The following is a 21,656-nucleotide window of genomic DNA, read 5'->3' as shown; positions in this document are numbered from 1 at the left end:
GTACTTGAGGCGCAGGGCTTACTCGTCGTCGTCCGGGAGGTCCGGCATGTCGATCTGGTTGTCGTCGTCCCACATGCCCGAGTCGCGCTCGTTGCCGGGGCCGAGGGTCTTGCCGCGGTCGCGGTCGTCGATGGCGGCGAGGAAGTTCTCGAAGGCTTCGCCGATTTCCTCCCCGCTAGGAACCTGGGCCTCGCCCGGCATCATCTTCTGCGGGTTCTTCTCGCGGTACGAGGCCATCTCGGAGTCGTAGTGCTGCTCGAGTTGCTCGACCACCTGGGCGATCTCCTCGGAACTGCTGGTTTGCTCTGCGAGCTGCTGCGCCACGCGCTCCATATCGCGCTCGATAGACCGCAACGGGAAATGCAAGTTCGAGGTATCCGAGACCGACTGCAGAAGCTGGTACACGGCCTGCGGGTAGGGCGAGGACGCGACGTAGTGCGGCACGTGGGCGGTGTAACCGGCGACGCGGCGGCCGCGGGAGTGCAGCTCGCGTTCGATCATGACGGCGGCGGCCCCCGGGACGGAGACCATGCCGTCAAACGTGAACATCGAGCCCACGAGTTCCCGGTCGTTGCCGTGCGCAGACACGACCAGCGGGCGGGTGTGCGGGGCACCCATTGGGGCGGCGTACAGGCAGATGGTCTTGTCCACGTTGAAGCGGTCGGCGAGGTCGGCGACGGATTTGGAGAATGCTTCCCAGCGCAGGTCCGGCTCAGGTCCGGAGAGCAGCAGGAAAGATTCACCCTTGGAATCGCGCAACACGCGGATGTCCAGGTCGATTTCGTCGACATCGCTGATTTCGTGCTCGTTCAACGTCACCATGGGACGGCGCGAACGGTAGTCGATGAGCTCGTCGTTGTTGAATGTGGCCAGCGTGCGCGAATCGAGCGCAGCCTTCAGGTGCCCGGCGGCGCCTTCAACCGCGTGGCCCGCGTCGGCGTAGCCCTGCATTGCAACGATGAGGGTGGGGCCAGAAGACGCGCCGTCATTCACGGCGGGAGCCGGGTACTCCAGCTCGTACATGTGCCGCTGGTCGTCTGACGTCATTGTTGACATCCTCCTTGTCCTCTGAACCGTCTAACACCACGTTCAACCGCACGGGTGCACAGTTTCATTCCAACCATACGGACCCGGCGCGTTGTGCGTTAAAGCACCGCCGCATTGCCCGAAAAAGCACAGCTTCGCTTATCGACGCCTCCCCGCGCCTGTGGAATTCCCCTGTTCCGTGTTTACGTCGGCGTTGAGGTTCACCGGGGAACCGTGGGCGGGGTGGAGGAAGTCCAATAGGCATGGACAATTCATTCTCAGAACCTCAGAAATCGCCATTCGACGCGTGGACTGACAACGTCGGCTCCGTCGATGACCCCTCGACCATTATCGCTACCATTCCGGGAACACTCGGCTACTACCCGCAGGAATCCATCATCGTGATCGGGCTGGTGCCGGACCCGGAGTGCGGGGGAGAACTCGTGTTGGGCCCGATGCTGCGCGCCGACATCGTGCACGCCGGGCAGCTCGCCGACTTCCTTTCGACGGCGCCGGTCGAGCAGTGCGTTGCATTCTTGGGGGTGATGGTCACTCGGATGCCGCACTCTGAAAGCGCCGAGGCGGCGGTGCAGGAGCTTGAGGATCTGACTCGTCCATGCGGCGAGCCTGTGGTGGATGTTCTGTGGCACGTATCCGAAATCGCGCAGGGAACCCCGTACGAAATGGTCTTCGGCCCGGACCCGGAGAACATGGAACGCCAGTGGCCGGAGCTGAAGTGGGGGCGGGGCACTGTCGCATCAGTGGTTACCTCCCCGGCTATGCGGGCGTGGCGGGAGAACGGCATCTTGCCGGCACTGAATCGTTCGGACACGTTCGACTTCTTCCAGCCTGACAGTTACCCGGGTGGCGCGACGGTCGGCGGCGAACGCGTGGACATCACGGCGCTCACTCGCGATGCCCAGCTCTATGCCGATTCGCTGCGGCGCCAGATCGACCGCGGTTCTAATGAACCTGGGCGAGTGGTGCGCGATGCCATGCAGGCGTTGGTTGATGCCCCGGCGCAGCCACTGATCGGTTTAGATCAGCGCCACAGCCTGGAGCAGACCTTTGCCGATCGCGGCGCGCTTCGCGCACTGGTCACGGTTTTGTCCCGGTCGATGTTGCGCGACTGCGTCATCGGGACAGCGGTGCGTCACCCGCAGGAATCCGCCGCGGCTCTCCTTGCCGTGGCCCGGGCATTCGACGGTGTTGTGCGCGCCAACGCGCTGAGTCTGTGGGGCATTGTCGCGATTAGCCGGGGCCTGTCGTCGTGGGCATCGGCGGCTCTCGCCGTCGCGCAGGAGGAACTCCCGCAGCATTCGATGTCGGCGATCTGCCTGGAGATCCTCGCCGGCGGCGAGCAGCAGCACCTTGTCACCACGATTTTGCAGGGGTGCGAGCTGGCGTGCGCGCACATCGTTGGGACTGGTGACGGGAACTATCGCGGGCCCCATGACCGGAACCATGGAGCATCCAACGGGGATTTTGAGGACCCCGGCGAGGAATACGGAGATCAGGCGGCGAGCGCCTAATTAGCGGGACTGGGTGTACTCCCACGCATCGCGCACGATCTGGTCTAGGTCGGTGCGGGTGGGGGTCCACCCCAGCTCGTCCTTGGCGCGCTGAGACGAGGCGATGAGCGTTGCTGGGTCGCCGGCACGCCGGGGCGCCACCTCGGCGGGAATCTCGTGGCCAGTGACTCGGCGGCACGCTTCGACAACTTCCTTGACCGAGTAGCCGTCGCCGGAACCCAGGTTGAAGATCCGGTGCTTGCCCGGGGCGTTCGACTCTAGGGCGAGCAGGTGCGCGTCCGCCAAGTCGCGGATGTGAATGTAGTCGCGGACGCACGTTCCGTCTGCGGTGGGCCAGTCGTCGCCGAACATGAGGATCTTGTCGCGCTTGCCCTGGGCGACTTGGAGCACGAGAGGGATGAGGTGGGTCTCTGTGGCATGGTTCTCGCCTAAGCCGCCGTAGGCGCCTGCGACATTGAAATAACGCAGGCTCGTCGCCCCGAGGCCGAAAGCGGTGGCGTAGGAGGTGATCGCGTAATCGATGGCCAGCTTGGTTGCACCGTAGGCGTTGGTGGGCGCCGTGGGCATGTCCTCGGTGATGGGCACGCGCTCCGGTTCTCCGTAGGTTGCGGCGGTGGAGGAAAAGACCAGGGACGACACATTGTGGTCCTTCATGGAGTTCAGCAGCTTCAACGTGGTGCCCACATTGTCGCGCCAGTACTCGTCCGGCTTTTCCACCGATTCACCCACGAGGGAACGAGCTGCGAAATGCAGGACACCGTCAACGGGGCCGTCGGCGAGAACGTTATCGATGACATCGTTGATGTGGCCTTCGACGAGCGTGGCACCCTCAGGCACGGCGTCACGGTTGCCGGTGGAGAAGTCATCCACGATGGTGACCGAATGGCCTGCTTCCAGCAGGACTTTGGAACAGACGCTACCGACGTAACCGGCACCACCGGTGACAACGAGACGGGGCATGCGAGAGTCTCCTTTCAGATTTCAGATCGAAAACAGTGGTAGCTCTGGCGAGTCCTGCGCTCAACTCTTACGTTTCGAGCGGCGAGACACGCAGCGCATGCGCTAGCTCAGGCGCGAGATAGACACGGGAACCGGAGTCGGTGACTACGGAGATCGAACCGTTGTCCGTGCGCTCCAAAGTGACTTCAGCCCCACGTTCGATGCCGAAGCGGCAGATGGAGGAGTAGTGCTCCGAATCAAGCTGCAGGATCTCGTTGATCTGGACGACCTCGACGCGGGTCGGCTCCGTCAGAGTCAGGTCGCTGGCTCGAGTGCCCAAGTCCTTTTCCGTGGGTTCGGTGTATCCCAACTCGTCGAGAGCGGGAATGGGGTTGCCGAAGGGGGAGCGGGTGGGATCGTCGAGGACCTTGAGCATACGTCGCTCGACTTCTTCGCTCATGACATGCTCCCACCGGCACGCCTCGGCGTGGACCTGGCTCACCTCGAGGTTGAGCACGTCGGTGAGTAAACGCTCAGCCAGGCGGTGTTTACGCATGACGGACGTGGCCAACTCACGTCCACGCTCGGTCAGTGAGAGGGAGCGGTCCGATTCCACGACGATGAGGCCGTCGCGTTCCATGCGGGCGACGGTCTGCGAGACGGTGGGGCCGGATTGGTCGAGGCGCTCAGCGATGCGAGCGCGCAGCGGGATGATTCCTTCTTCTTCAAGCTCGTAGACCGTGCGCAGGTACATTTCGGTGGTATCTACGAGATCTCTCACGACGGGGTTTCCCTCTATCCTTCACATGTGGCCGCGGGCTCAGCACGGTCACCAATCCAATAATGGCTAGAGCACATAGTAACCCAGAACACACCGCTCGTTGGCCGCGGTGCGTCTGGGCGTGCGGGATTACAGTGCGTAGTCGCGCAGACGGTCAGCTCGGTCGCCGACACGCAGCTTGCTCATCACTTCGCGCTCGATTTGGCGGACCCGTTCGCGGGAGAGGCCGAATTTGCGGCCGATCTGGTCGAGGGTGCGCGGCACGCCGTCATCCAGTCCGTAGCGCAGACGGATCACGTCCTGCTCGCGCTGCTCCAACCCAGCAATGATGTCGTTGATGTCGTCGTGGCGCAGAGCGGAGACGACAGCGTCCTCGGCATCGGCGGCTTCGGCATCCTCGATGAAGTCACCCAACGGGGCTTCTTCGTCGGCGCCAACCGGCATGTCCAGGCTCACTGGGTCGCGGGACTGGCGCAGCAGCATCTCGATCTTGGACTCGTCGATGCCGGATTCATCTGCCAGTTCCTCATTCGTCGGTTCGCGGCCGAGAGACTGGTACATCTCGCGGCGGATGCGGGAGAGCTTGTTCACCTGCTCCACAAGGTGGACTGGGAGGCGGATCGTGCGCGACTGGTCGGCCATTCCACGCGTGATGGCCTGGCGGATCCACCAGGTGGCGTACGTGGAGAACTTGAAGCCCTTGGTGTAGTCGAATTTCTCCATTGCGCGGATGAGACCCAGGTTTCCTTCTTGGATCAGGTCGAGCAGGGGCATGCCTCGGCCGGTGTAGCGCTTGGCCAGGGAGACGACAAGGCGAAGGTTCGCTTCCAGCAGGTGCGAGCGTGCTTTACGGCCGTCTTTAGCCAGGATCTTCAGATCGCGGTGCTTTGCTCGGGTGAGTTCGGTGTCCGGGTCGTCGAGCAGGTACTGCGCGTACAGTCCAACCTCGATCCGCTGGGCAAGTTCGACTTCCTCCTCAGCGTTCAACAGGGCGGTCTTGCCGATGCCGTTGAGATAGACACGCACAAGGTCGGCCGACGGGTTGTCGTTCGTCTGGTTTCGCCGGCTGCCGCGGTCGACTTTCTCTTCATTGTCATCGACATGATCCACATTGGGCTGAGTCATGGATGAAAGCTCCTTTAAGTCTCGCGAATCTATCGTTCTAACGCCGGACAAGAGCAGTTTGTTCCCGCCGCGGGGCCCTTTCGCGACTGCAATCATTCTTGCAGCTCATTTGGGGTCATCCGGGGGTGCGGGTGCGCGGTTGCCGTGAATGGGACTTTAGCAGTTCCGGTCTAGCTTTCAACCAGTACGGTGAACGGTCCGGAGTTCACGGAAGAGACCTCCATCATCGCGCCGAAATGGCCTTCCTCGACATGGATTCCGCGCTGCCGGAGCCCGTCGGCAATTTTCGCGATGACGGGTTCGGCGGCATCCCCTGGCGCGGCATCGGACCACGAGGGGCGGCGGCCCTTCTTTGTCCGCCCCATGAGGGTGAATTGGCTGATGAGCAAGACGGGGGCGCCGGCCTCCTCTACGGAGACTTCACCGTCGAGAATGCGCAACTCGGCGATTTTGCGCACCATGGTTTCCCAGGCATCCTCGGCATCCTCTGCTCCGACTCCGACGAGAGCGAGGATTCCTCCGGTCTCGGGACAGTTGATGGCACCGATGGTCTCGCCGTCGACGGTGACGGATGCTTCGGTGACGCGGGTGAGAACTGCCTTCATGGTGTGTCCTTTCGTGGCGCGGTTAATTCTTCAGGGTGACAATTTCCGCGGGCAGCACGATGCCGTGGCGGATCAGGTCGACGATGACGCCTGCGGCTTCGTCGTGAAGCATGCTTTCGGCGTTGTCGTCGAGTCCGTGGGAGGCGGCCCACAGGGAGACGATGTCGCGCAGCGGCAGGCCGTCGGGGTTCAGCCCGGCGAGAATTGCGGCAACGGCGTCGTCGACATCGTGGGTGAACCGAGGGCCGTCGGTGCGTGTGACGCGTGCGACCTCCGGCGCGAAGCCCATGCCCGTCTCCGTGTCCGCGAGGCTAACGTTTTCGAGCGCGACGCCGGGCCGCAGGGCATAGCGCGCATCGAGCACGTCGCTTATCGACGTTTCCCGCAACCACTCCATCCGCACGAAGTACTCCTCGACCTCGGGGCCGAGCGGGTCTGTGAACGGCTGGGACAGGGTCTCCGTGGTGACCTCTGTCGGCGCGTCGCCGATATCGCGGATGAAGATCCAGCCGAAGCCCACGGCCCGGACGTCCTGCTCGCGGAAATGCGCGAGCCAGCGGCGGGTGCGGGCAATGCCGTCGGCGGACCGCGGGTCGATGGACTCGTCTTTGAGCCACGTGGACACGTACAACGCCGGGTCGACGACATCGCGCTGCAAGACCCACGCTGAGACCCCTGTGGAGGGGAACCAGCTGGCCACGCGCTGCTCCCACGATTGGTCGCTTGTGTGCACCCAGGAACCGAGGATGAAAGCGGAGCCGTTGGGGGCTAGGTGGTGCGGTACCCCGGACACAACGAGTTCTGACGCACCGTCGAGGTCCAGGCCCGAGTCGCGGTACACGTGCCCAACCTCCGGCAGCCCGACGACGAACGGCGGGTTGGCCACAATCCGGTCGAAACGCTCGTCGTCGACTGGCTCAAACCAGGAGCCGTGGCGCAGCTCTACGTTGTCGGCACCTGCTCCGGCCATGGTTGCCCGTGCGAGATCAAGGGCGCGCTCGTGGACATCGGTTCCGATAACGCGCTCAGCTGCCCCGGATTGAGCCAGCGCTTGCACTCCGGAACCGGTGCCAAGGTCGAGCACTGTCTCCACCGGGCTCAGCGGCGTAGCCGAGAGCAGCGACAAACTGGCCGCCCCCACACCGAGCACATGGTCGGGTCCCGGCACGTGATCGGTCATCGACGCATCGAGGTCCGAGAAGATGAAGCGGTCGCGGCCGGCAATGATGTGCGGCCGGACATCCAGCGCGATCTGCACCTCGCCGGAGGGGGTGGGGGAGATCACGGCGGCGTCGATAAGCGAAACAACGAGCCGTGCCGGAAGGTACTCGGCGAGCTCCTCCGCGGTCATCTTCTCGCGCACGAGGAAGAACCGGATGAGGCCGGAGAGACGCGAATCGTCGCAGGCCTCGATGACAGCGCCCGGCTCCCCGCGGAAGAGTGCCTCAACCGCGTCGGGGCCGAGATGCGCGGCGATGGAATCCGCCGTGAAGCCGGCGTCGTCGAATTCACGGACGAGATCGCGCGCGATGTCGGTTGGCTGCACGGTGTGTTCTCCTTGATCCTCGTGTCACTCTTCGTGGTCGATTGTGGAGGGGGTATTCGCGGCCGGAGAGCCGGTGTCGCCTCCGGACCCGGCGAGCAACTCCTGCTGCTGTGTCGCTGCCAGCTGGGCGTGCCGCGCGGCGGCGGGTTTGTACACGTTGCGCGTGCGCTTGTCCCGCACCTCGTTCGAATCGTTGGCCACCACAACCGAGATCCACGGCAGCGGGATCGAGATGGCGAAGAAAATGATGGCCAAAACCCAGTTGTGCCACCACATGACCGCCGCGATGGACAGGAACACGAATGGCAAGCGCATGCCCTGCATGATCAGGTACGCCCGCTCGCGCGAACGGAGATTCTCCATCGGCGAACGCTTTGCGGACGTGATCAACGCGGCTTCGCGCCGTCTAAAGCGCTTTCCCGGCGAGCTCACGGCATCCGCGTCCACCACGTGTGGGTCGCTGAAACCGCCTGCTGTGCTCATGGGACCCCAGGGTAGACGCGCCCGGTGTGCTCGTGCGACTGGACCCGGCCGTGCTGGGCTGCCCACCGCGCGTTTTTAAACTCGTTCCGGGCAATGAGGCATGATGGTGTGCGTGACGCAGACAACGACGAAGACGATTGAACGCCCCGATGTCCGCGAAGACACCTCGCAGGACAATGACACCCCGAAGTTCTTCCACTACGTGAAGAAGGACCAAATTGTGAATTCCGCGGTCAGCGGTGCCATGGTTGTCGCGTTGTGCGGTGAGACGTTCCCCGTGCGGAAGCAAGCCAAGCCCGGTTCGCCGGTGTGCCCCGACTGCGAGCGGATCTACAAGGGGCTGCGCCGCAAGTGACTTCAGCCGTCCATGGTTCGGGGCCGTCTCTGCGTCAATGGCAGCAGGAGGCCCTCGACCTTTTTCTTGCCCGGAAACCGAAGGATTTCCTCGCGGTGGCGACACCCGGCGCTGGTAAGACAACGTTCGCGTTGACGTTGGCGAGTACGCTGCACGCGGAAAAGACCGTGGAACGCATCATCGTCGTGGTGCCCACAGAGCACTTGAAAGTGCAATGGTCGCAGGCTGCGGCGAAGTTCGGGTTGTCTTTGGACCCGGAGTTCACCAACTCCTCGGCGGTCAACCCTGCCTACGACGGGATTGTGGTCACTTACGCGCAGGTGGGCATGCACCCGTTCAAGCACCACGCGGTGGCGTCGTCACGCCGCACGCTGGTGATCCTGGATGAGATCCACCACGCCGGCGATGCGAAGAGCTGGGGCGACGGTGTGCGCGAGGCCTACAACGACGTCGAGCACCGCCTAGCGTTGACGGGTACGCCGTTCCGCTCCGACGATTCCGCGATTCCCTTTGTCACCTACGAAGAAGACGGCGAAGGGCACTTGGTTTCCCAAGCCGACTACACCTACGGTTACGCGGAGGCACTCGCGGACGGTGTCGTGCGCCCCGTGGTCTTCCTCGCCTACAGCGGCGAGGCGCAATGGAAGGATTCAGCGGGGGAGGAGTACTCCGCCCGGCTCGGCGAGCCGCTCGACGCCGCGCAAACGGCGCGCGCCTGGAAGACAGCACTCGATCCGAAAGGCGACTGGATCGCCGCTGTCCTGCAAGCGGCCCAGACCCGGCTGACCAAGATCCGCGGCCACATGCCCGATGCCGGCGGACTCGTCATCGCCACCGACACGACCACGGCCCGCGCGTACGCGAAGATCTTGCGGACCATTAGCAACACGCCTGTCACGGTCGTGCTTTCCGACGAACCCGGTTCCTCAAAGCGCATCGCCGAATTCTCGGCGTCCCAGGACGAATGGCTCGTGGCGGTGCGCATGGTCTCTGAGGGCGTGGACGTGCCCCGGCTTGCGGTAGGCGTGTATGCGACATCCGCCTCAACACCGCTGTTCTTCGCCCAGGCCATCGGTCGCTTTGTGCGTTCGCGCATGCCAGGCGAATCGGCGTCTATCTTCCTCCCGTCTGTTCCGGTCCTGTTGCGGTTGGCCGAAGAGATGGAGGTGTCCCGCGACCACGTGCTGGGCAAACCGCACCGTGAATCGGGTTGGTCCGATGAACTGCTGGAGCAAGCAAACAAGAAGCGCAGCGAGCCCGACGAGGCCCCGACGTACGAATCCATTGGCGCCTCCGCGGAGCTGGATTCACTCATCTTCGACGGCTCTACGTACGGAACGCCCACCCTCGCAGGAACCGACGAGGAGCAGGACTTCCTGGGGCTACCTGGGCTTCTCGACGCCGAGCAGGTGAAGACGCTGCTGCGGAAACGGCAATCCGAACAGCTCGATGTCCGTGAGGCCGAGGTGAAGGCGCGCCGGGCGCAGGATGCAGCGGGGGACAAGGAGCCTTCACCGTTCAAAGGGCCGTCCGCCGCGCCGGAAAGCTCACGCGGCAGCGGTGTCGCGTCGGAGGACATCCCTGCGCTGCGTCAGGAGCTGAACGCCCGCGTGGCCATCGCAGCGTCGCGCACCGGCCGCCCGCACGGCGCGATTCACACCGAGGTGCGTAAAGCGTGCGGCGGCCCACCCACGGCGCTGTGCACGGCAGACCAGCTCAGGGAAAGAATCAAGTACCTGACGCAGTGGTAGGCTCGGCCGCATTATGGTGCACCCGAACCCATTCGGCGAAGGGTACCCGCGCAGCCCCCGGGATCCCTTGAATGAGCCGTACGGAGGCTACTCCCACGAGCGCGCGGGCCAATTCGACGGTTACGGCCGGCCGTTCGATCAGGGGCCGGTGGACGCTTATGGGCGTTATAACCCGCACGGGCCGAACTCCTACCTGCCCGCCGGTGGCCCTTCCGCCCAGGGCCCTGGACCGCTTCGAGGGAACGGTTTCGGTACCGCGTCGCTGGTCCTCGGCATTCTCACGGTTCTGTCCTCGTGGTGGTTCATTGTTGCGGGCTCCATCACCGCAATCTGCGGGATCATTTTCGGTGTGATGGGCATCAGCCAGAACCGGCGGGGTTTGCGGCGCGGCGGTTTGGTGCAAAGCATCCTCGGAATCGTGCTGAACAGCTGTGCAATGATCATCGCGTTGTTCTTCGCCGCTGTGTTCGTTTCGATGCTCAATGACCCCAGCTCGAGCGCGTACGACGATTCCGGCGACACGTCCGCCCCCGGCGGCGTGAACGAGAGCATTTTCCGGCGCCCCAACAGCCGCTACACCGAAGACACCTGACGAACCTCCGCGCGCACGGGGATCCGCCGTTTCCCAGGGCGAAAATGCGCGTTTCTTCCCCATATCCAGAGAAGTACTTAAGCCGAAATTGGCCTTGGGGCGATGACCTGGGCGCACGACTATAGGGGGTCCACATTGAACGGTTCCGAGGATGCGAACGCTAGCGGAAACGACGAGAACACGAAACGGTGCTGACCGGTCGTTGCGTCGGACCGGTCAGCCCCGCAGGCGTAATCAGATGGCTTTTAGTCGAGGTAATCGCGCAACACCTGAGAGCGGGACGGGTGGCGCAGCTTCGACATCGTCTTCGACTCGATCTGGCGGATGCGTTCGCGGGTCACGCCGTAGACTTGGCCGATCTCGTCGAGGGTGCGCGGCATGCCGTCGGTAAGCCCGAAGCGCAACCGCACAACGCCAGCCTCACGCTCGGACAAGGTGTGCAGCACATCTTGCAGCTGGTCTTGGAGGAGGGTGAACGACACGGCATCGACGGCGACGACTGCCTCGGAATCCTCGATGAAGTCGCCGAGCTGGCTATCACCCTCGTCACCGATCGTCTGGTCGAGCGAGATCGGCTCACGAGCGTACTGCTGGATCTCGAGGACCTTCTCCTCGGTGATATCCATTTCCTTCGCCAGCTCCTGCGGCGTCGGCTCGCGGCCCAGATCCTGCAGCAGCTCGCGCTGGATGCGGCCGAGCTTGTTGATGACCTCGACCATGTGGACCGGAATACGGATCGTGCGGGCCTGATCGGCCATGGCGCGGGTGATGGCCTGACGGATCCACCACGTCGCATAGGTGGAGAACTTGTAGCCCTTCGAGTAATCGAATTTCTCCACCGCGCGGATCAAACCGAGGTTGCCCTCCTGGATCAGGTCCAAGAACGCCATGCCGCGACCGGTGTAGCGCTTGGCTAGAGAGACCACGAGGCGGAGGTTGGCTTCCAGCAGGTGGTTCTTCGCCTTGCGGCCGTCGCGCGCCACGGCACGCAGGTCGCGCTTCATGGCCGGACTGAGCTTGGCGTCCTTATCGCCCTCGCTTGCGGCGCGCTGCATTTCGTCGAGGCGGTACTGTGCGTACAAGCCGGCCTCGATGCGCTTGGCCAAGGAAACCTCTTGCTCGGCATCGAGCAGCGCCACCTTGCCGATCTGCTTGAGGTATGCCCGGACGGAGTCAGCCGAAGCAGTCAGCTGCGCGTCTTTGCGCGCCTGGCGCAGTGCTGCGGATTCTTCGATGTCCCACACGGACGGCGCGGACGACTCTTCGTCCTCATCGTCGTCGGAGCTTGCGGGTGCCTTTTCGGAGTCGCCTTCCTCGCCGAGTTCGGGGACGACATCCTCGGCATCATCGTCTTCGTCATCGTCCTCGATGGCGGCATCGGCGACCTCCTCGTCGTCGAGGTCTTCGTCGAACTCATCGTCGTTCAAGTCCTCGTCGAGATCGCCGTCCACATCGTCGTCGAGGTCATCGTTCTCGATGTCCGGATCGAGCATGTCGTCGTCAAGCTCGTTGTCGTTTTCGGTCGACTCTTCAAGCTCGTCGGTCTCCGGAGCTTCAGGCGAGGCGGCCGCGGACGCGCGCACAGTCTTCTTGGCGGCCGACTTCCGCACAGTTTTCTTGGCGGTCTTCGTCGTCTTCTTGGCCGTCTTTTTCGTCGTTTTCTTGGCGGTCTTCTTGACAGTTTTCTTCGCTGTTGACTTCTTCGCGGTCTTTTTCGCTGACTTCTTGGCCGCCTTCTTCACAGCGGTCTTGCGGGCAGGCGAAGTAGCGCCAGCATCTCCTGATGCGTCAGTGCTGGTCTCAGGGGTCTTGTTGTCAGATGAGCTGCTCGCTGCCACGTACGACCTTTCATGAGCTCGTCGCTTCTCTCCGTCGGTGTCCCACCACAATACGGGACTGCAGTGTCAACACGGTGAGAGGCGGAGTCTATTCCTACGTCCATGAGTTACGGCGCGGTACCGAGACCGAGCACGACCACGTCCTGCCAGTGACGGTACCTCTGAGTATTGAACAACCCTACAGCATACGCACGCGATCTCGGTGTGCGCCACCTCGATCACAATTTTACTTTCAGGCGGTTCGCACCATGCCGTGGCGGCGCACCGCGTGGGTTAGGGCGTGACGTGCTTCCACACAGCCATCGCAGCGCCGACGATTCCGGCGCGGTTACGCAGAGTCGCCGGGACGACGGGCGTATCAACAGTGAACAGCGGCACCCATTTGTCGGCTTTGCGGGAGATCCCGCCACCGACGACGAATGCGGCGGGGTTGAAAAGTCGCTCGTATTCGGCGAGCACGGTGTCCACGCGTTTCGCCCACTTCTTGTAGCTCAACTCCTCGCGGTCCCGAACGGCCGATGATGCCTGGTGCTCCGCTTCCTTCTCTCCGACGATCATGTGCCCGAGTTCTGTGTTGGGGAAGAGTTCGCCATCCATGAGGAAAGCGGAACCGATGCCGGTGCCGAAGGTCAGGAAGATGACCGCTCCGGACTTTGCAGTGTCGTCGCCGAATGCGACTTCGGCGAGGCCGGCTGCGTCGGCGTCGTTCAGCACGGCAAGTTGACGCCCCGGAAGATGCTTAGCGAAAAGGTCGTGGACATGTGTACCGATCCACGAGTCGTCGATGTTGGCGGCTGTGCGTGCGACTTGCTCGACAACGACCGACGGCAAACAGATTCCCACGGGGCCGTCCCATTCGAGCCGGCGCACAATCGCTGCGGTCGTCTCGGCGACAGCGTCCGGAGTTGCTGGCTGCGGGGTTTCAATCTTGATGCGGTCGCCGATGAACTCGCCAGTGCGCATATCGACGATCGCGCCTTTCACACCCGAGCCGCCGATATCAATGCCGCAGCAGAGGTTGTCTGCGTTCACAACCCCGGTTTCAGATGTAGTTCGGGACTGGTTTTCGCTGGTGCCGGTGACCCCATCATCCATGGTGAAACAGTCTAGCGATCCGCTGCTGCGGGTGTGGGCCGACGTTGAAACCGGCACTGCCGCGACACGCCGAAAGGCCAATGCGCGGGGGAAACATGACAGATGCAAGGCGTTGATTTAGGATCGCCTCGAAAGTAGAACAGTAACTACCGCCCCTGGGTGGTCCAGCACCCGCAAAAGTGTGGTTACTACTGCGGAAACGTATGGCAAAGGAGACCCACCAGTGGCCACCGATTACGACGCGCCCCGCCGCCGGCTTGACGACGACGTTGAGACTGATTCCCTCGAGGGGCTCAAAGCTGAAGAGGTTGCCGGCAGCAGCATGGACGACGACGGTGAAGTCGTCGACGCATTCGACCCACCCCAGGTGGATCTGACGGGCGAAGAACTCAACGTCTCCGTGGTGCCGAAGCAGGAGAACGAATTCACCTGCGCCTCGTGCTTCCTTGTGCAGAAGAACAACCGGCTCGGCCACACCGAACCGGACGGTTCCAAGATCTGCCTCGACTGCGAATAGGTGACAGGCAGTTACTTCTGCAGCGGCTCTGATGCGCGGTCGGCTTGATCCGGCACGAATGCGTGGAGGAGCGCTTCGGGATTCCTTGAGGACACCAGCCAGTAGGGGGTGGGGTCCTCGGGATCGTCGAGAACGAACAAAGCTAGCTCGTCCACCCATGAGTGGTGCACGAGGTACGCCGCCGGATCCAGTTGGCGTCCGAGCGCGTTCCGCTTTGCGGTTTTAGGCACTGCCAGCGATCGCGAGACGACACTAGACGGCAAGTTGGCCTCCCCGATTACGAGCCACCGCGTCCCGTCGGCATCGCGCTCAACCTTCACCACCGTCGACGACAGATGCCAGAGGAACCACACGATCATGGCTCCGGCGAGGACAAACGTGATCACAAACCACCACACCCCGCGGTTGTTTCCCATTTGGCCGCCTAGTAGCGCGGCGAATGCGATTCCCACGATCCACCACCACGCGGGAACCCACTGGCGTTCCGCGTACAGCTCCTCCGGAGCCGCTGGACGCATGGGTGCCGATGAGGATGATGCCGCTGTCGGCTCTGAGCCAGATTCGGCGGCGGGCGTAGTAACGTTGTCGCGGGAGTTGTCAGTCACGTCCTCCATGTTAAGCAGGGGGTTGGGTGAGGGATGAAAAACACTCCGTGCCCGCGCTTCGTGGGAGGGCCCGGCCGTAGGCGACGGTGCACCATAGACCTGACGTAGTGTGGGGCCGTGACTAATCAAGCGACTGAAACCGGAGCCGGAACAGCCGGGATCGGGCCGATCCCGCTGAAACGGGTCGACCCCCATCTGCCTCTGCCCAAGCGTGCCCACCGGGGGGATGCCGGCGTCGATCTGCATTCCGCGGAAGACCTTGTTATCGCGCCAGGGGAGCGTGCCCTTGTCAAAACGGGTGTAGCCCTCGCGCTGCCGTTAGGAACCGTGGGGTTGATTCATCCACGTTCGGGCCTGGCCGCCAAGCACGGACTGACAATCGTCAACGCCCCGGGGACCGTGGACGCAGATTACCGCGGCGAGCTCATGGTGTGTCTCCTTAACACCGACAAAGACACTCCATTCGAGGTGACCCGCGGCATGCGCATTGCCCAGTTGGTCGTCCAACGCGTGGAGCTACCCGAGTTCGTGGAAGTCGACGAGCTGGACGAGACGGTTCGTGGTTCCGGCGGGTACGGTTCAACCGGCGTGAATTAAGCGGATACGAGGCCGGTGAAAAAGGCGGATTCGTCGGCCGCGAAAAATAGTAAAGCAGAAGATATTTAGCAGCTTCGTTCCAGCGAAGGAGATTGAACCTCATGGCACTTTGGCCGTTTGGCAAGAAGAACAAGAAGAAGGATGCCCCTGCAGCGGGTGAATCCGCGGGTGACTCAGTTGAGAAGCTGTCGGACGACACCGCGACTCGCTCCGACGAGGAGAAGACCGATCGTGAGAGTGAACCGGCCGCTGATCCGGTTGTTGAGCCGGCGGTTGCAGATACTCCGGCAGACGCGGCAGCAGCCTCTACCGCAGATGCGCCGGCAACGGACGCGGTGACGGAAGCCGAGAATGCCTACACCGGCCCGGTGACGAAGGAGCATGACGCCATAGGCGGCGAGTCCGGCCCCTTCGACGGGGACAAGGTGAGCATTCAGGAATTCGACTTCTCCGACTTCGCCGAGGGCATCTTGAACTTGGGCTCGATCCAGCTGCCGCTGCCGAAGGGGTCGCAGGTGCAGGTAGAGATGGGCGAGCAGGGGCCGCGAATGCTGCACGTCGTCACCGAATTCGGGCGCATCACCCCAGTGGCGTTCGCTGCGCCGAACTCGGGCGGCATGTGGGAAGAATCCAGCGACGAGATCGCCGAGGGCATGCGCGGAGACGGCATGCCCGCCACCTATGAAGAAGGGCCGTGGGGCCGAGAGGTCGTAGGCCGGGGCGATAACGGTGTGATCCGCATTATCGGAGTTGAAGGTCCGCGGTGGCTCTACCGCGTCACCCTGGCGGCACCACACGGCAAGGAAGACCAGCTGGCTGATCTGGCGCGCGAGATCATCGCACGCTCTTTCATTTACCGCGGCACGGCCCCTGTCCTGGCGGGTAACTCCCTTCCGGTTGAACTGCCTGCGCAGCTCGCGGCACAACTCCAGCAGGCGATGGCGCAGCAGCAACAGCAGCAGAGCCAGAACCCGGAGAATGAGAACCGATAGAGAAACGAGTAGTTGAAACAACGAGAAATGGACGAAGGAATCTCCAACACCGACACCCGGACGCGCCGAGTTGTTGATAACGGCACGGCGGGTCACGCAGCCGCTCTGGAACCGGGCGACGAGCTAACGCTTACTCCCACCACAATGGCGCACGGAAGCGAAGCAATCGCGCACGCTCCTGATGGCCGAGTGGTCTTTGTCTCCGGTGCTATCCCCGGCGACACCGCGCGGGTCACGCTTACCAAGGTGAAGAAGAACTGGGCGCGGGGCGAGGCCGCGTCCATCGAGCAGGCATCACCGGACCGCGTGGATCCGGTGTGCCCCGCAGCCGCGGCGGGCGCTGGGTGCTGCGATTACTCGCACATCACGCCGGCGGCGCAAGAACGCCTCAAGCGGGAAATCCTCGTCGGCCAGCTTGACAAGTTCGCCCGCCCAAGCGGGGTGCTCGACGGTTTCGACATCGCTATCGACCTGGAGCAGAACACCTTGTCACCGCTGACTGGCTGGCGCACACGAACTCGTCTCGGTGTCGGGGAGGACGGTCGCGCGGGGATGCGTCAGTCTCGCAGCCACGACGTGATCGCCGGGGTGCGGTGCGCCCAGGTGAACCAGGAAGCTCTTGACGGCATTGTCGGACCGGATGCCCGGTTGTTCACGCCGGGGGCAGAGCTCGTTGTCGTTGTGGATTCGCGCGGCAAGCGCCACGTCGTGGAGACGCAGCGTGCACAGCGCGGGAAGCGCATCGAGCACATCGAGACCCGGATTGAGGGCGATGCGGCGGTCACTGAGGCCGTCCCGGCGCTTGCCGGAAGTGAGGTGGAGGAGGCGGTGTTCCGTTTCCCGCCGACGGCGTTTTGGCAGGCGCACACCACCGCACCTGCCACGTACTGCCGCTACATCGCGGAGTGGGCGCAGGACACGTACGCGCGCCCTGTCGGGTGGGATTTGTACGGTGGAGTCGGTCTTTTCGTTCCGCACATCAGTGATGTCCTCGGCTCCGGCGCACATGTGGTCAGCGTGGATTATTCCGCGGCCGCGACGCGTGACCCGCAGCCGGCGTTGGACAATCTCGATGTGGAGGTACGCAACCAGAAGGTGGAGGCGAGCATCGATGGGTTGCCGGACCCGGGTCTCGTCGTTCTAGATCCTCCGCGCACGGGAGCGGGGACGGAGGTTGTCCAGGCGGTTGCCGCGCGCGCTCCGCAGCGTGCCATCCATATCGGGTGCGATCCAGCGACGTTCGCGCGCGACCTCGCAGCATGGGGTGAGGCAGGGTACGTCGTCGAACGAATGGCGCTTATCGACGCCTTCCCGAACACCCACCACTTCGAGGTTCTCACGAGCCTCGTTCCTGCGGTTTCCGCGACCGATGAATAATGGTTTTGGCTCCCTGGGGTGTAAACTCGTTCAGAACGCATGAGTCCGCCGCCGGTAGCCAGTACAGGGATGCTCGCAGGTATGTTTCCGGTGGCGGGGAGAATTCGCCGCGAAGGAGCCAAGACGACCATTGAGTAGGCTTGACCACCTCAACCTTCCCGCTGACCTGAAAAGCATGTCGGCGGATGAGCTCGACCGTCTCGCACGCGACATTCGCGAATTCCTGGTCCAGAAGGTGTCCGCGACCGGGGGGCACCTGGGCCCGAACTTGGGGGTCGTCGAATTGACCATTGCGCTGCACGCGGTGTTCGATTCTCCCGAGGAACCGATCATCTTTGACACGTCGCACCAGTCGTACGTGCACAAGATTCTGACCGGTCGCGCCGGCCAATTCGACACCCTCCGCCAGCGAGACGGTCTGTCGGGTTACACCAGCCGAAGTGAATCCGAGCACGACTGGACGGAATCGTCCCACGCCTCCGCCGCATTGTCGTACGCCGACGGCCTGTCTAAAGCCAAAGTTCTTCACGGCAACGGCGACAAGAACGTGGTGGCCGTCGTCGGCGATGGCGCTCTGACCGGCGGCATGTGCTGGGAAGCCTTGAACAACATTGCGGAAGGTGACCGCAACGTCGTCATTGTGGTCAACGACAACGGCCGCTCTTATTCGCCGACAATTGGCGGTTTCGCTCGCAACCTCGACGATCTGAAATCCCAGATCGCGCAGATCCGGATTCAGCCGGGCTATGACGAAGTCATGGAGCAGGGGAAGAAGACCCTGAAATCCATGGGCTGGGTCGGCGAACGCGCTTTTGGTGCGCTGCAAGCCGTCAAGGAGGGCATCAAACACCAAGTGGTGCCCACGCAAATGTTCCAAGACTTGGGGCTGAAGTATGTCGGCCCGATTGAGGGCCACGACATCGGCGCGTTGATGACAGCGTTCGCCTATGCGAAGCAGCACGACGGTCCGCTCATCATTCACGTGGCTACGGAAAAGGGGCATGGCTTCGCGCCGGCGGTGAACAACGAGGCGGACCAGATGCACTCCACCGGTGTGATTGACCCGGTGACCGGCGAAGCGCTTGGCAAGGCCGGTCCTGGATGGACCTCCGTTTTTTCCGAGGAGTTGCTGCGCGCAGCGCACGACCGCGAAGACATCGTCGCACTGACCGCAGCGATGGCTGGCCCCACCGGGCTGACACCGTTCGTCGAAAAATTCCCGTCGCGGTTCTTCGATGTCGGCATTGCAGAGCAGCATGCGGTGACGTCCGCCTCGGGAATGGCCTTGGGCGGACTGCACCCCGTGGTGGCGATCTACTCCACCTTTCTCAACCGCGCCTTTGATCAGCTCCTCATGGACGTGGCCCTGATCAAGCAGCCGGTCACACTCGTGCTCGATCGCGCCGGAGTTACCGGCAGCGATGGCGCGAGCCACAACGGTGTGTGGGATATGGCGATCACGTCTATTGCCCCGGGCATCCGGATCGCGGCGCCTCGGGATGCCGACCGTCTGCGTGAAGAGTTCCGCGAGGCAATCGCGGTCGAGGACGGCCCCACTGTGGTTCGTTTCCCCAAGGGCGATGTCGGTCCGTCCATCGAGGCGGTACGCCGCACTCCCGGAGGTTGCGACATTCTGGTGGAGCCGAAGGCTGAGCTGGAAAACTCTGGGGATGATGGCGCCGCTGAGACTGGGGCACCGCACGTGCTCATCGTGGCGGTGGGCGAGTTCGCGGAGAACGCGGTTCACATCGCCGAGCAGTTGAATGGAGAGGGCCACCGTGTCACCGTCGTGGATCCGCGCTGGATCGTTCCTGTGAATCCGGAGCTAGTCGAGCTCGCGGACAGCGCTGACATGGTCGTGGTCTACGAGGACGGCGTAGTGCGCGGCGGTATCGGATCGGCGATCGCGGAAGTCTTGAGCGCTGCTGAGGTGGACACTCCGCTGCGCCACTTGGCCTTCCCGGATGTGTTCCCGAAGCACGCCTCTCGCTCGCAGCTCATCGCCAGCGTGGGGCTGGATGCGGAATCAGCCCGCCAGTCGGTCGAGGCGTGGATCGCGAATCTCTAGTGCGCTCAAGCGTCTAACAGACCGAAAAGGGGCGCTACTTCCGCGATCTGCCATTCGCGTGCCCCAAGCGCACGCAGCATCGCAGCTACACGGTGGGTGTTCCACGGGCCAGGCTCGTTGGTGACCGTCCACACCGCCTGCCGGAGGATGGCGGGGGTGATCAGGACTTCAGGCTGCATGTCTAGCTGCCCGGCCGTGTACGCCACAGCCGATCGCATGGCCTGCATGGACTCCCATGAGTCGGGATGGTGTCTCTGCCAGGCGGATTTTCCGGGTGGCTCGGTGTCGCCGCTGCGCTGGAGTTTTGCGGGCCATCCAGCAGGGTCAGACTCGTAGACTGCCTCTAGGACGGAAAACCACGATTGCACTGCGCCGCGGCGACGCCGCGGAAACCCGGGGAGTGCGCCGAGCTCCCGCGGAGTGCGGGGAAGCTCCTTTGCTATTGCGAGGAGCACTTTATTAGGCAGCAGTTGGGAGGGGGATATGTCGTTCTCGCGGGCTGTGCGGTCACGGGCTTCCCAGACAGCTCGGGCCACAGCGAGGGATTCGCGGGATCGCAGGTGCGAAATCCCCTTGAGGTCACGCCACGTCTTACGGGTCGGCTCCCATTCGGAGTACTCGGCGATTATGAACGCGAATTCCTCGTCGGCAATGTCCAACTTCCCGGTGGAAGCGAGCAATTCCGCTTGCGCTTCAGCCAGCTCGTTGAGGTAGAGGACGTCCTCGGCGGCGTACTCGAGCCACTCCTGCGGCAACGGGACTTCGGACCAGTCCTCGCGGCCGTGCCCTTTCTCTAGCTGCACACCGCAGAATTCCTCAACCATTGCCCCGAGATTTGGTTTGTCGTATCCGGCGATGCGGCCGGCAAGAGCCGTGTCGAAAAGCGTGCCGGGAAAAAGACCGAGCTCAGCCAGACTGGGCAGGTCCTCTGGTGAGGCGTGCACGATCCAGTCGCCGCCGTTGATGACCGGTGCGAGGGCCTGCCGGAGCTCATCCCTGTGACCCTCGGGGGCGAGGAGGAACGTTCCGGCGTCGCGGCGGAAGATCTGAACTAGGAAAGCGCGGTCGTCGTAGCGGTAGGCCGAGGCGCGCTCGGTGTCGATGGCGAAGGGGCCGCGGCCACGCGCAAGGGCACCTGCGGCTCGCTGGTATTCCTCCGGCGTCGTCGCCAGCGCGTACTCGGCACCTGGGGAATGCCGGTGGGGATGGGGCATGGTTTAGCGGCGGCTGTCGATGCCGGCTACTCCCTCGGGAGGTAGGCCGGCGACGTGAGCGAGGACTTTGGAGAAGGCCTCGACGTGGTGGGACAGATCGGTTCCGGTCGCAGTCCAGGACGCGCGCATCTCAATCTGATAGGCGCGCGGCGGGCCGCCGATCTCGCCGAAGCGGACCGACGATGTTGAGGTAACTGTGCCGCCGAGGTTGGTGTAGTCGGCCCCGGCTTCCGCCAGGGATTCGCCGAGCCACTGCCACGCCACATCCGGCAGCAGGGGGTCGGAAGCAACGGCGTCGTCCATGTCGGCCTGAATGTAGGCGACCAGGCGCATCGAGCCTTCCCACGCCTCTTCGGTGGACGGGGAGTACAAGAGGATCAGGCGCCCGAAGGCGTCGCCTTGGGAGTCGGTGGGGACGGGGGCGTCGTCGTCAAGCTCTTGCACTTCGAGCCCCACGGCGTGGCTGTAGGGTGCGGGCCGCTGCGGCGGGCGAATGGTGCCCAAGCTGATCTCCGGCCGCAGTTGCGCCCGGTGCATCGATTCCACAGCGTCGTTGAACTCGGAGGGGATGGTCGCGTTCTCCCCGTCCTTCTCGGTTGTCGTCGCGGGAGAGGGAGC

At 63.4% G+C, this 21,656-nt stretch carries 21 protein-coding genes; 9 read left to right on the top strand and 12 right to left on the bottom strand.

What is annotated here, in order from left to right:
* Positions 1-18: 18 nt before the first annotated feature.
* On the bottom strand, positions 19-1,047 hold the full coding sequence (locus QYQ98_RS01975; protein WP_302007101.1) for a PAC2 family protein: 1,029 nt from the start codon (positions 1,045-1,047) through the stop codon (positions 19-21).
* A gap of 242 nt (positions 1,048-1,289) precedes the next feature.
* On the opposite strand from QYQ98_RS01975, the gene QYQ98_RS01970 reads away from it, so the two are divergent.
* Positions 1,290-2,558 carry a DUF4192 domain-containing protein gene (locus tag QYQ98_RS01970; protein ID WP_302007100.1) on the top strand — a complete coding sequence of 423 codons (1,269 nt, stop codon included), beginning with the start codon at positions 1,290-1,292 and terminating at the stop codon, positions 2,556-2,558.
* Here the strand turns inward: QYQ98_RS01970 and galE are convergent, their stop codons facing one another.
* The 6 genes from galE to QYQ98_RS01940 all read right to left on the bottom strand — a co-directional run bounded on the left by galE (position 2,559) and on the right by QYQ98_RS01940 (position 8,037).
* Positions 2,559-3,518, bottom strand: coding sequence for a UDP-glucose 4-epimerase GalE (gene galE / locus QYQ98_RS01965; protein WP_302007099.1), 960 nt, complete (start codon positions 3,516-3,518; stop codon positions 2,559-2,561). It abuts the gene before it with no gap.
* Positions 3,519-3,585: 67 nt separating this feature from the next.
* Entirely contained in the window at positions 3,586-4,278 is a 693-nt protein-coding gene (locus QYQ98_RS01960; protein WP_302007098.1) for a metal-dependent transcriptional regulator, read from the bottom strand.
* A 129-nt stretch (positions 4,279-4,407) separates the two neighbouring features.
* The gene (locus tag QYQ98_RS01955; RefSeq protein ID WP_302007097.1) at positions 4,408-5,403 is read right to left on the bottom strand and encodes a sigma-70 family RNA polymerase sigma factor; all 996 of its coding nucleotides are present in this window, start codon (positions 5,401-5,403) and stop codon (positions 4,408-4,410) included.
* Between the two features lie 170 nt (positions 5,404-5,573).
* Complete coding sequence (gene dtd / locus QYQ98_RS01950; protein WP_302007096.1) at positions 5,574-6,008, bottom strand: D-aminoacyl-tRNA deacylase; 435 nt, start codon at positions 6,006-6,008, stop codon at positions 5,574-5,576.
* A gap of 22 nt (positions 6,009-6,030) precedes the next feature.
* Positions 6,031-7,554 carry a class I SAM-dependent methyltransferase gene (locus tag QYQ98_RS01945; RefSeq protein WP_302007095.1) on the bottom strand — a complete coding sequence of 508 codons (1,524 nt, stop codon included), beginning with the start codon at positions 7,552-7,554 and terminating at the stop codon, positions 6,031-6,033.
* Between the two features lie 24 nt (positions 7,555-7,578).
* Positions 7,579-8,037, bottom strand: a complete 459-nt coding sequence (locus QYQ98_RS01940; RefSeq protein ID WP_302007094.1) for a DUF3099 domain-containing protein — start codon at positions 8,035-8,037, stop codon at positions 7,579-7,581.
* 103 nt (positions 8,038-8,140) lie between these two features.
* On the opposite strand from QYQ98_RS01940, the gene QYQ98_RS01935 reads away from it, so the two are divergent.
* From QYQ98_RS01935 to QYQ98_RS01925, 3 genes are read left to right on the top strand one after another with little or no spacing between them, the layout of a single operon-like run.
* Positions 8,141-8,392: a DUF3039 domain-containing protein gene (locus QYQ98_RS01935; protein WP_302007093.1), complete on the top strand. Its 252-nt coding sequence runs from the start codon at positions 8,141-8,143 to the stop codon at positions 8,390-8,392.
* On the top strand, positions 8,389-10,143 hold the full coding sequence (locus tag QYQ98_RS01930) for a DEAD/DEAH box helicase (RefSeq protein ID WP_302007092.1): 1,755 nt from the start codon (positions 8,389-8,391) through the stop codon (positions 10,141-10,143). Before QYQ98_RS01935 ends, QYQ98_RS01930 begins: the two co-directional genes overlap by 4 nt.
* Before the next feature lie 13 nt (positions 10,144-10,156).
* Positions 10,157-10,735: a DUF4190 domain-containing protein gene (locus tag QYQ98_RS01925; RefSeq protein WP_302007091.1), complete on the top strand. Its 579-nt coding sequence runs from the start codon at positions 10,157-10,159 to the stop codon at positions 10,733-10,735.
* A gap of 245 nt (positions 10,736-10,980) precedes the next feature.
* On the opposite strand, the gene QYQ98_RS01920 is transcribed toward QYQ98_RS01925, so the two are convergent.
* Positions 10,981-12,573 carry an RNA polymerase sigma factor gene (locus tag QYQ98_RS01920; RefSeq protein ID WP_302007090.1) on the bottom strand — a complete coding sequence of 531 codons (1,593 nt, stop codon included), beginning with the start codon at positions 12,571-12,573 and terminating at the stop codon, positions 10,981-10,983.
* A gap of 273 nt (positions 12,574-12,846) precedes the next feature.
* Positions 12,847-13,668 carry a polyphosphate--glucose phosphotransferase gene (ppgK, locus tag QYQ98_RS01915; RefSeq protein ID WP_302007089.1) on the bottom strand — a complete coding sequence of 274 codons (822 nt, stop codon included), beginning with the start codon at positions 13,666-13,668 and terminating at the stop codon, positions 12,847-12,849.
* A gap of 223 nt (positions 13,669-13,891) precedes the next feature.
* Here ppgK and QYQ98_RS01910 point away from each other — a divergent pair, with 223 nt between their 5' ends.
* Positions 13,892-14,185 (top strand): DUF4193 domain-containing protein, encoded by a 294-nt coding sequence (locus QYQ98_RS01910; RefSeq protein WP_302007088.1) that lies wholly within the window; start codon positions 13,892-13,894, stop codon positions 14,183-14,185.
* An 11-nt stretch (positions 14,186-14,196) separates the two neighbouring features.
* Here QYQ98_RS01910 and QYQ98_RS01905 read toward each other — a convergent pair whose 3' ends face one another.
* Positions 14,197-14,703, bottom strand: a complete 507-nt coding sequence (locus QYQ98_RS01905; protein WP_302007795.1) for a DUF3093 domain-containing protein — start codon at positions 14,701-14,703, stop codon at positions 14,197-14,199.
* Between the two features lie 204 nt (positions 14,704-14,907).
* On the opposite strand from QYQ98_RS01905, the gene dut reads away from it, so the two are divergent.
* The 4 genes from dut to dxs all read left to right on the top strand — a co-directional run bounded on the left by dut (position 14,908) and on the right by dxs (position 19,824).
* Positions 14,908-15,387, top strand: coding sequence for a dUTP diphosphatase (gene dut / locus QYQ98_RS01900; protein WP_302007087.1), 480 nt, complete (start codon positions 14,908-14,910; stop codon positions 15,385-15,387).
* Positions 15,388-15,488: 101 nt separating this feature from the next.
* The gene (locus QYQ98_RS01895) at positions 15,489-16,379 is read left to right on the top strand and encodes a DUF3710 domain-containing protein (protein ID WP_302007086.1); all 891 of its coding nucleotides are present in this window, start codon (positions 15,489-15,491) and stop codon (positions 16,377-16,379) included.
* Between the two features lie 27 nt (positions 16,380-16,406).
* Positions 16,407-17,756, top strand: a complete 1,350-nt coding sequence (locus QYQ98_RS01890) for a class I SAM-dependent RNA methyltransferase (protein ID WP_302007085.1) — start codon at positions 16,407-16,409, stop codon at positions 17,754-17,756.
* Between the two features lie 130 nt (positions 17,757-17,886).
* The gene (dxs, locus tag QYQ98_RS01885; protein WP_302007084.1) at positions 17,887-19,824 is read left to right on the top strand and encodes a 1-deoxy-D-xylulose-5-phosphate synthase; all 1,938 of its coding nucleotides are present in this window, start codon (positions 17,887-17,889) and stop codon (positions 19,822-19,824) included.
* Between the two features lie 5 nt (positions 19,825-19,829).
* On the opposite strand, the gene QYQ98_RS01880 is transcribed toward dxs, so the two are convergent.
* Together QYQ98_RS01880 and QYQ98_RS01875 are read right to left on the bottom strand one after the other, a co-directional pair.
* On the bottom strand, positions 19,830-21,038 hold the full coding sequence (locus tag QYQ98_RS01880) for an HRDC domain-containing protein (RefSeq protein ID WP_302007083.1): 1,209 nt from the start codon (positions 21,036-21,038) through the stop codon (positions 19,830-19,832).
* Between the two features lie 3 nt (positions 21,039-21,041).
* Positions 21,042-21,608, bottom strand: coding sequence for a DUF3000 domain-containing protein (locus QYQ98_RS01875; protein ID WP_302007794.1), 567 nt, complete (start codon positions 21,606-21,608; stop codon positions 21,042-21,044).
* Between the last annotated feature and the right edge of the window lie 48 nt (positions 21,609-21,656).

Source organism: Corynebacterium sp. P3-F1 (genome assembly GCF_030503635.1).
Taxonomy (GTDB): domain Bacteria; phylum Actinomycetota; class Actinomycetes; order Mycobacteriales; family Mycobacteriaceae; genus Corynebacterium.
The sequence above is the reverse complement of the archived record's forward strand: the minus strand, read 5'-3'. Positions and strand labels throughout refer to the sequence as shown.

Coding starts and splice junctions, on each gene's coding strand:
- QYQ98_RS01905 (WP_302007795.1), bottom strand. CDS start 14,703: ATGCGTCCAGCGGCTCCGGAGGAGCTGTACGCGGAACGCCAGTGGGTT.
- QYQ98_RS01940 (WP_302007094.1), bottom strand. CDS start 8,037: ATGAGCACAGCAGGCGGTTTCAGCGACCCACACGTGGTGGACGCGGAT.
- QYQ98_RS01970 (WP_302007100.1), top strand. CDS start 1,290: ATGGACAATTCATTCTCAGAACCTCAGAAATCGCCATTCGACGCGTGG.
- galE (WP_302007099.1), bottom strand. CDS start 3,518: ATGCCCCGTCTCGTTGTCACCGGTGGTGCCGGTTACGTCGGTAGCGTC.
- QYQ98_RS01935 (WP_302007093.1), top strand. CDS start 8,141: ATGGTGTGCGTGACGCAGACAACGACGAAGACGATTGAACGCCCCGAT.
- QYQ98_RS01880 (WP_302007083.1), bottom strand. CDS start 21,038: ATGCCCCATCCCCACCGGCATTCCCCAGGTGCCGAGTACGCGCTGGCG.
- QYQ98_RS01955 (WP_302007097.1), bottom strand. CDS start 5,403: ATGACTCAGCCCAATGTGGATCATGTCGATGACAATGAAGAGAAAGTC.
- QYQ98_RS01975 (WP_302007101.1), bottom strand. CDS start 1,047: ATGACGTCAGACGACCAGCGGCACATGTACGAGCTGGAGTACCCGGCT.
- QYQ98_RS01925 (WP_302007091.1), top strand. CDS start 10,157: ATGGTGCACCCGAACCCATTCGGCGAAGGGTACCCGCGCAGCCCCCGG.
- QYQ98_RS01895 (WP_302007086.1), top strand. CDS start 15,489: ATGGCACTTTGGCCGTTTGGCAAGAAGAACAAGAAGAAGGATGCCCCT.
- dtd (WP_302007096.1), bottom strand. CDS start 6,008: ATGAAGGCAGTTCTCACCCGCGTCACCGAAGCATCCGTCACCGTCGAC.
- ppgK (WP_302007089.1), bottom strand. CDS start 13,668: ATGGATGATGGGGTCACCGGCACCAGCGAAAACCAGTCCCGAACTACA.
- QYQ98_RS01890 (WP_302007085.1), top strand. CDS start 16,407: ATGGACGAAGGAATCTCCAACACCGACACCCGGACGCGCCGAGTTGTT.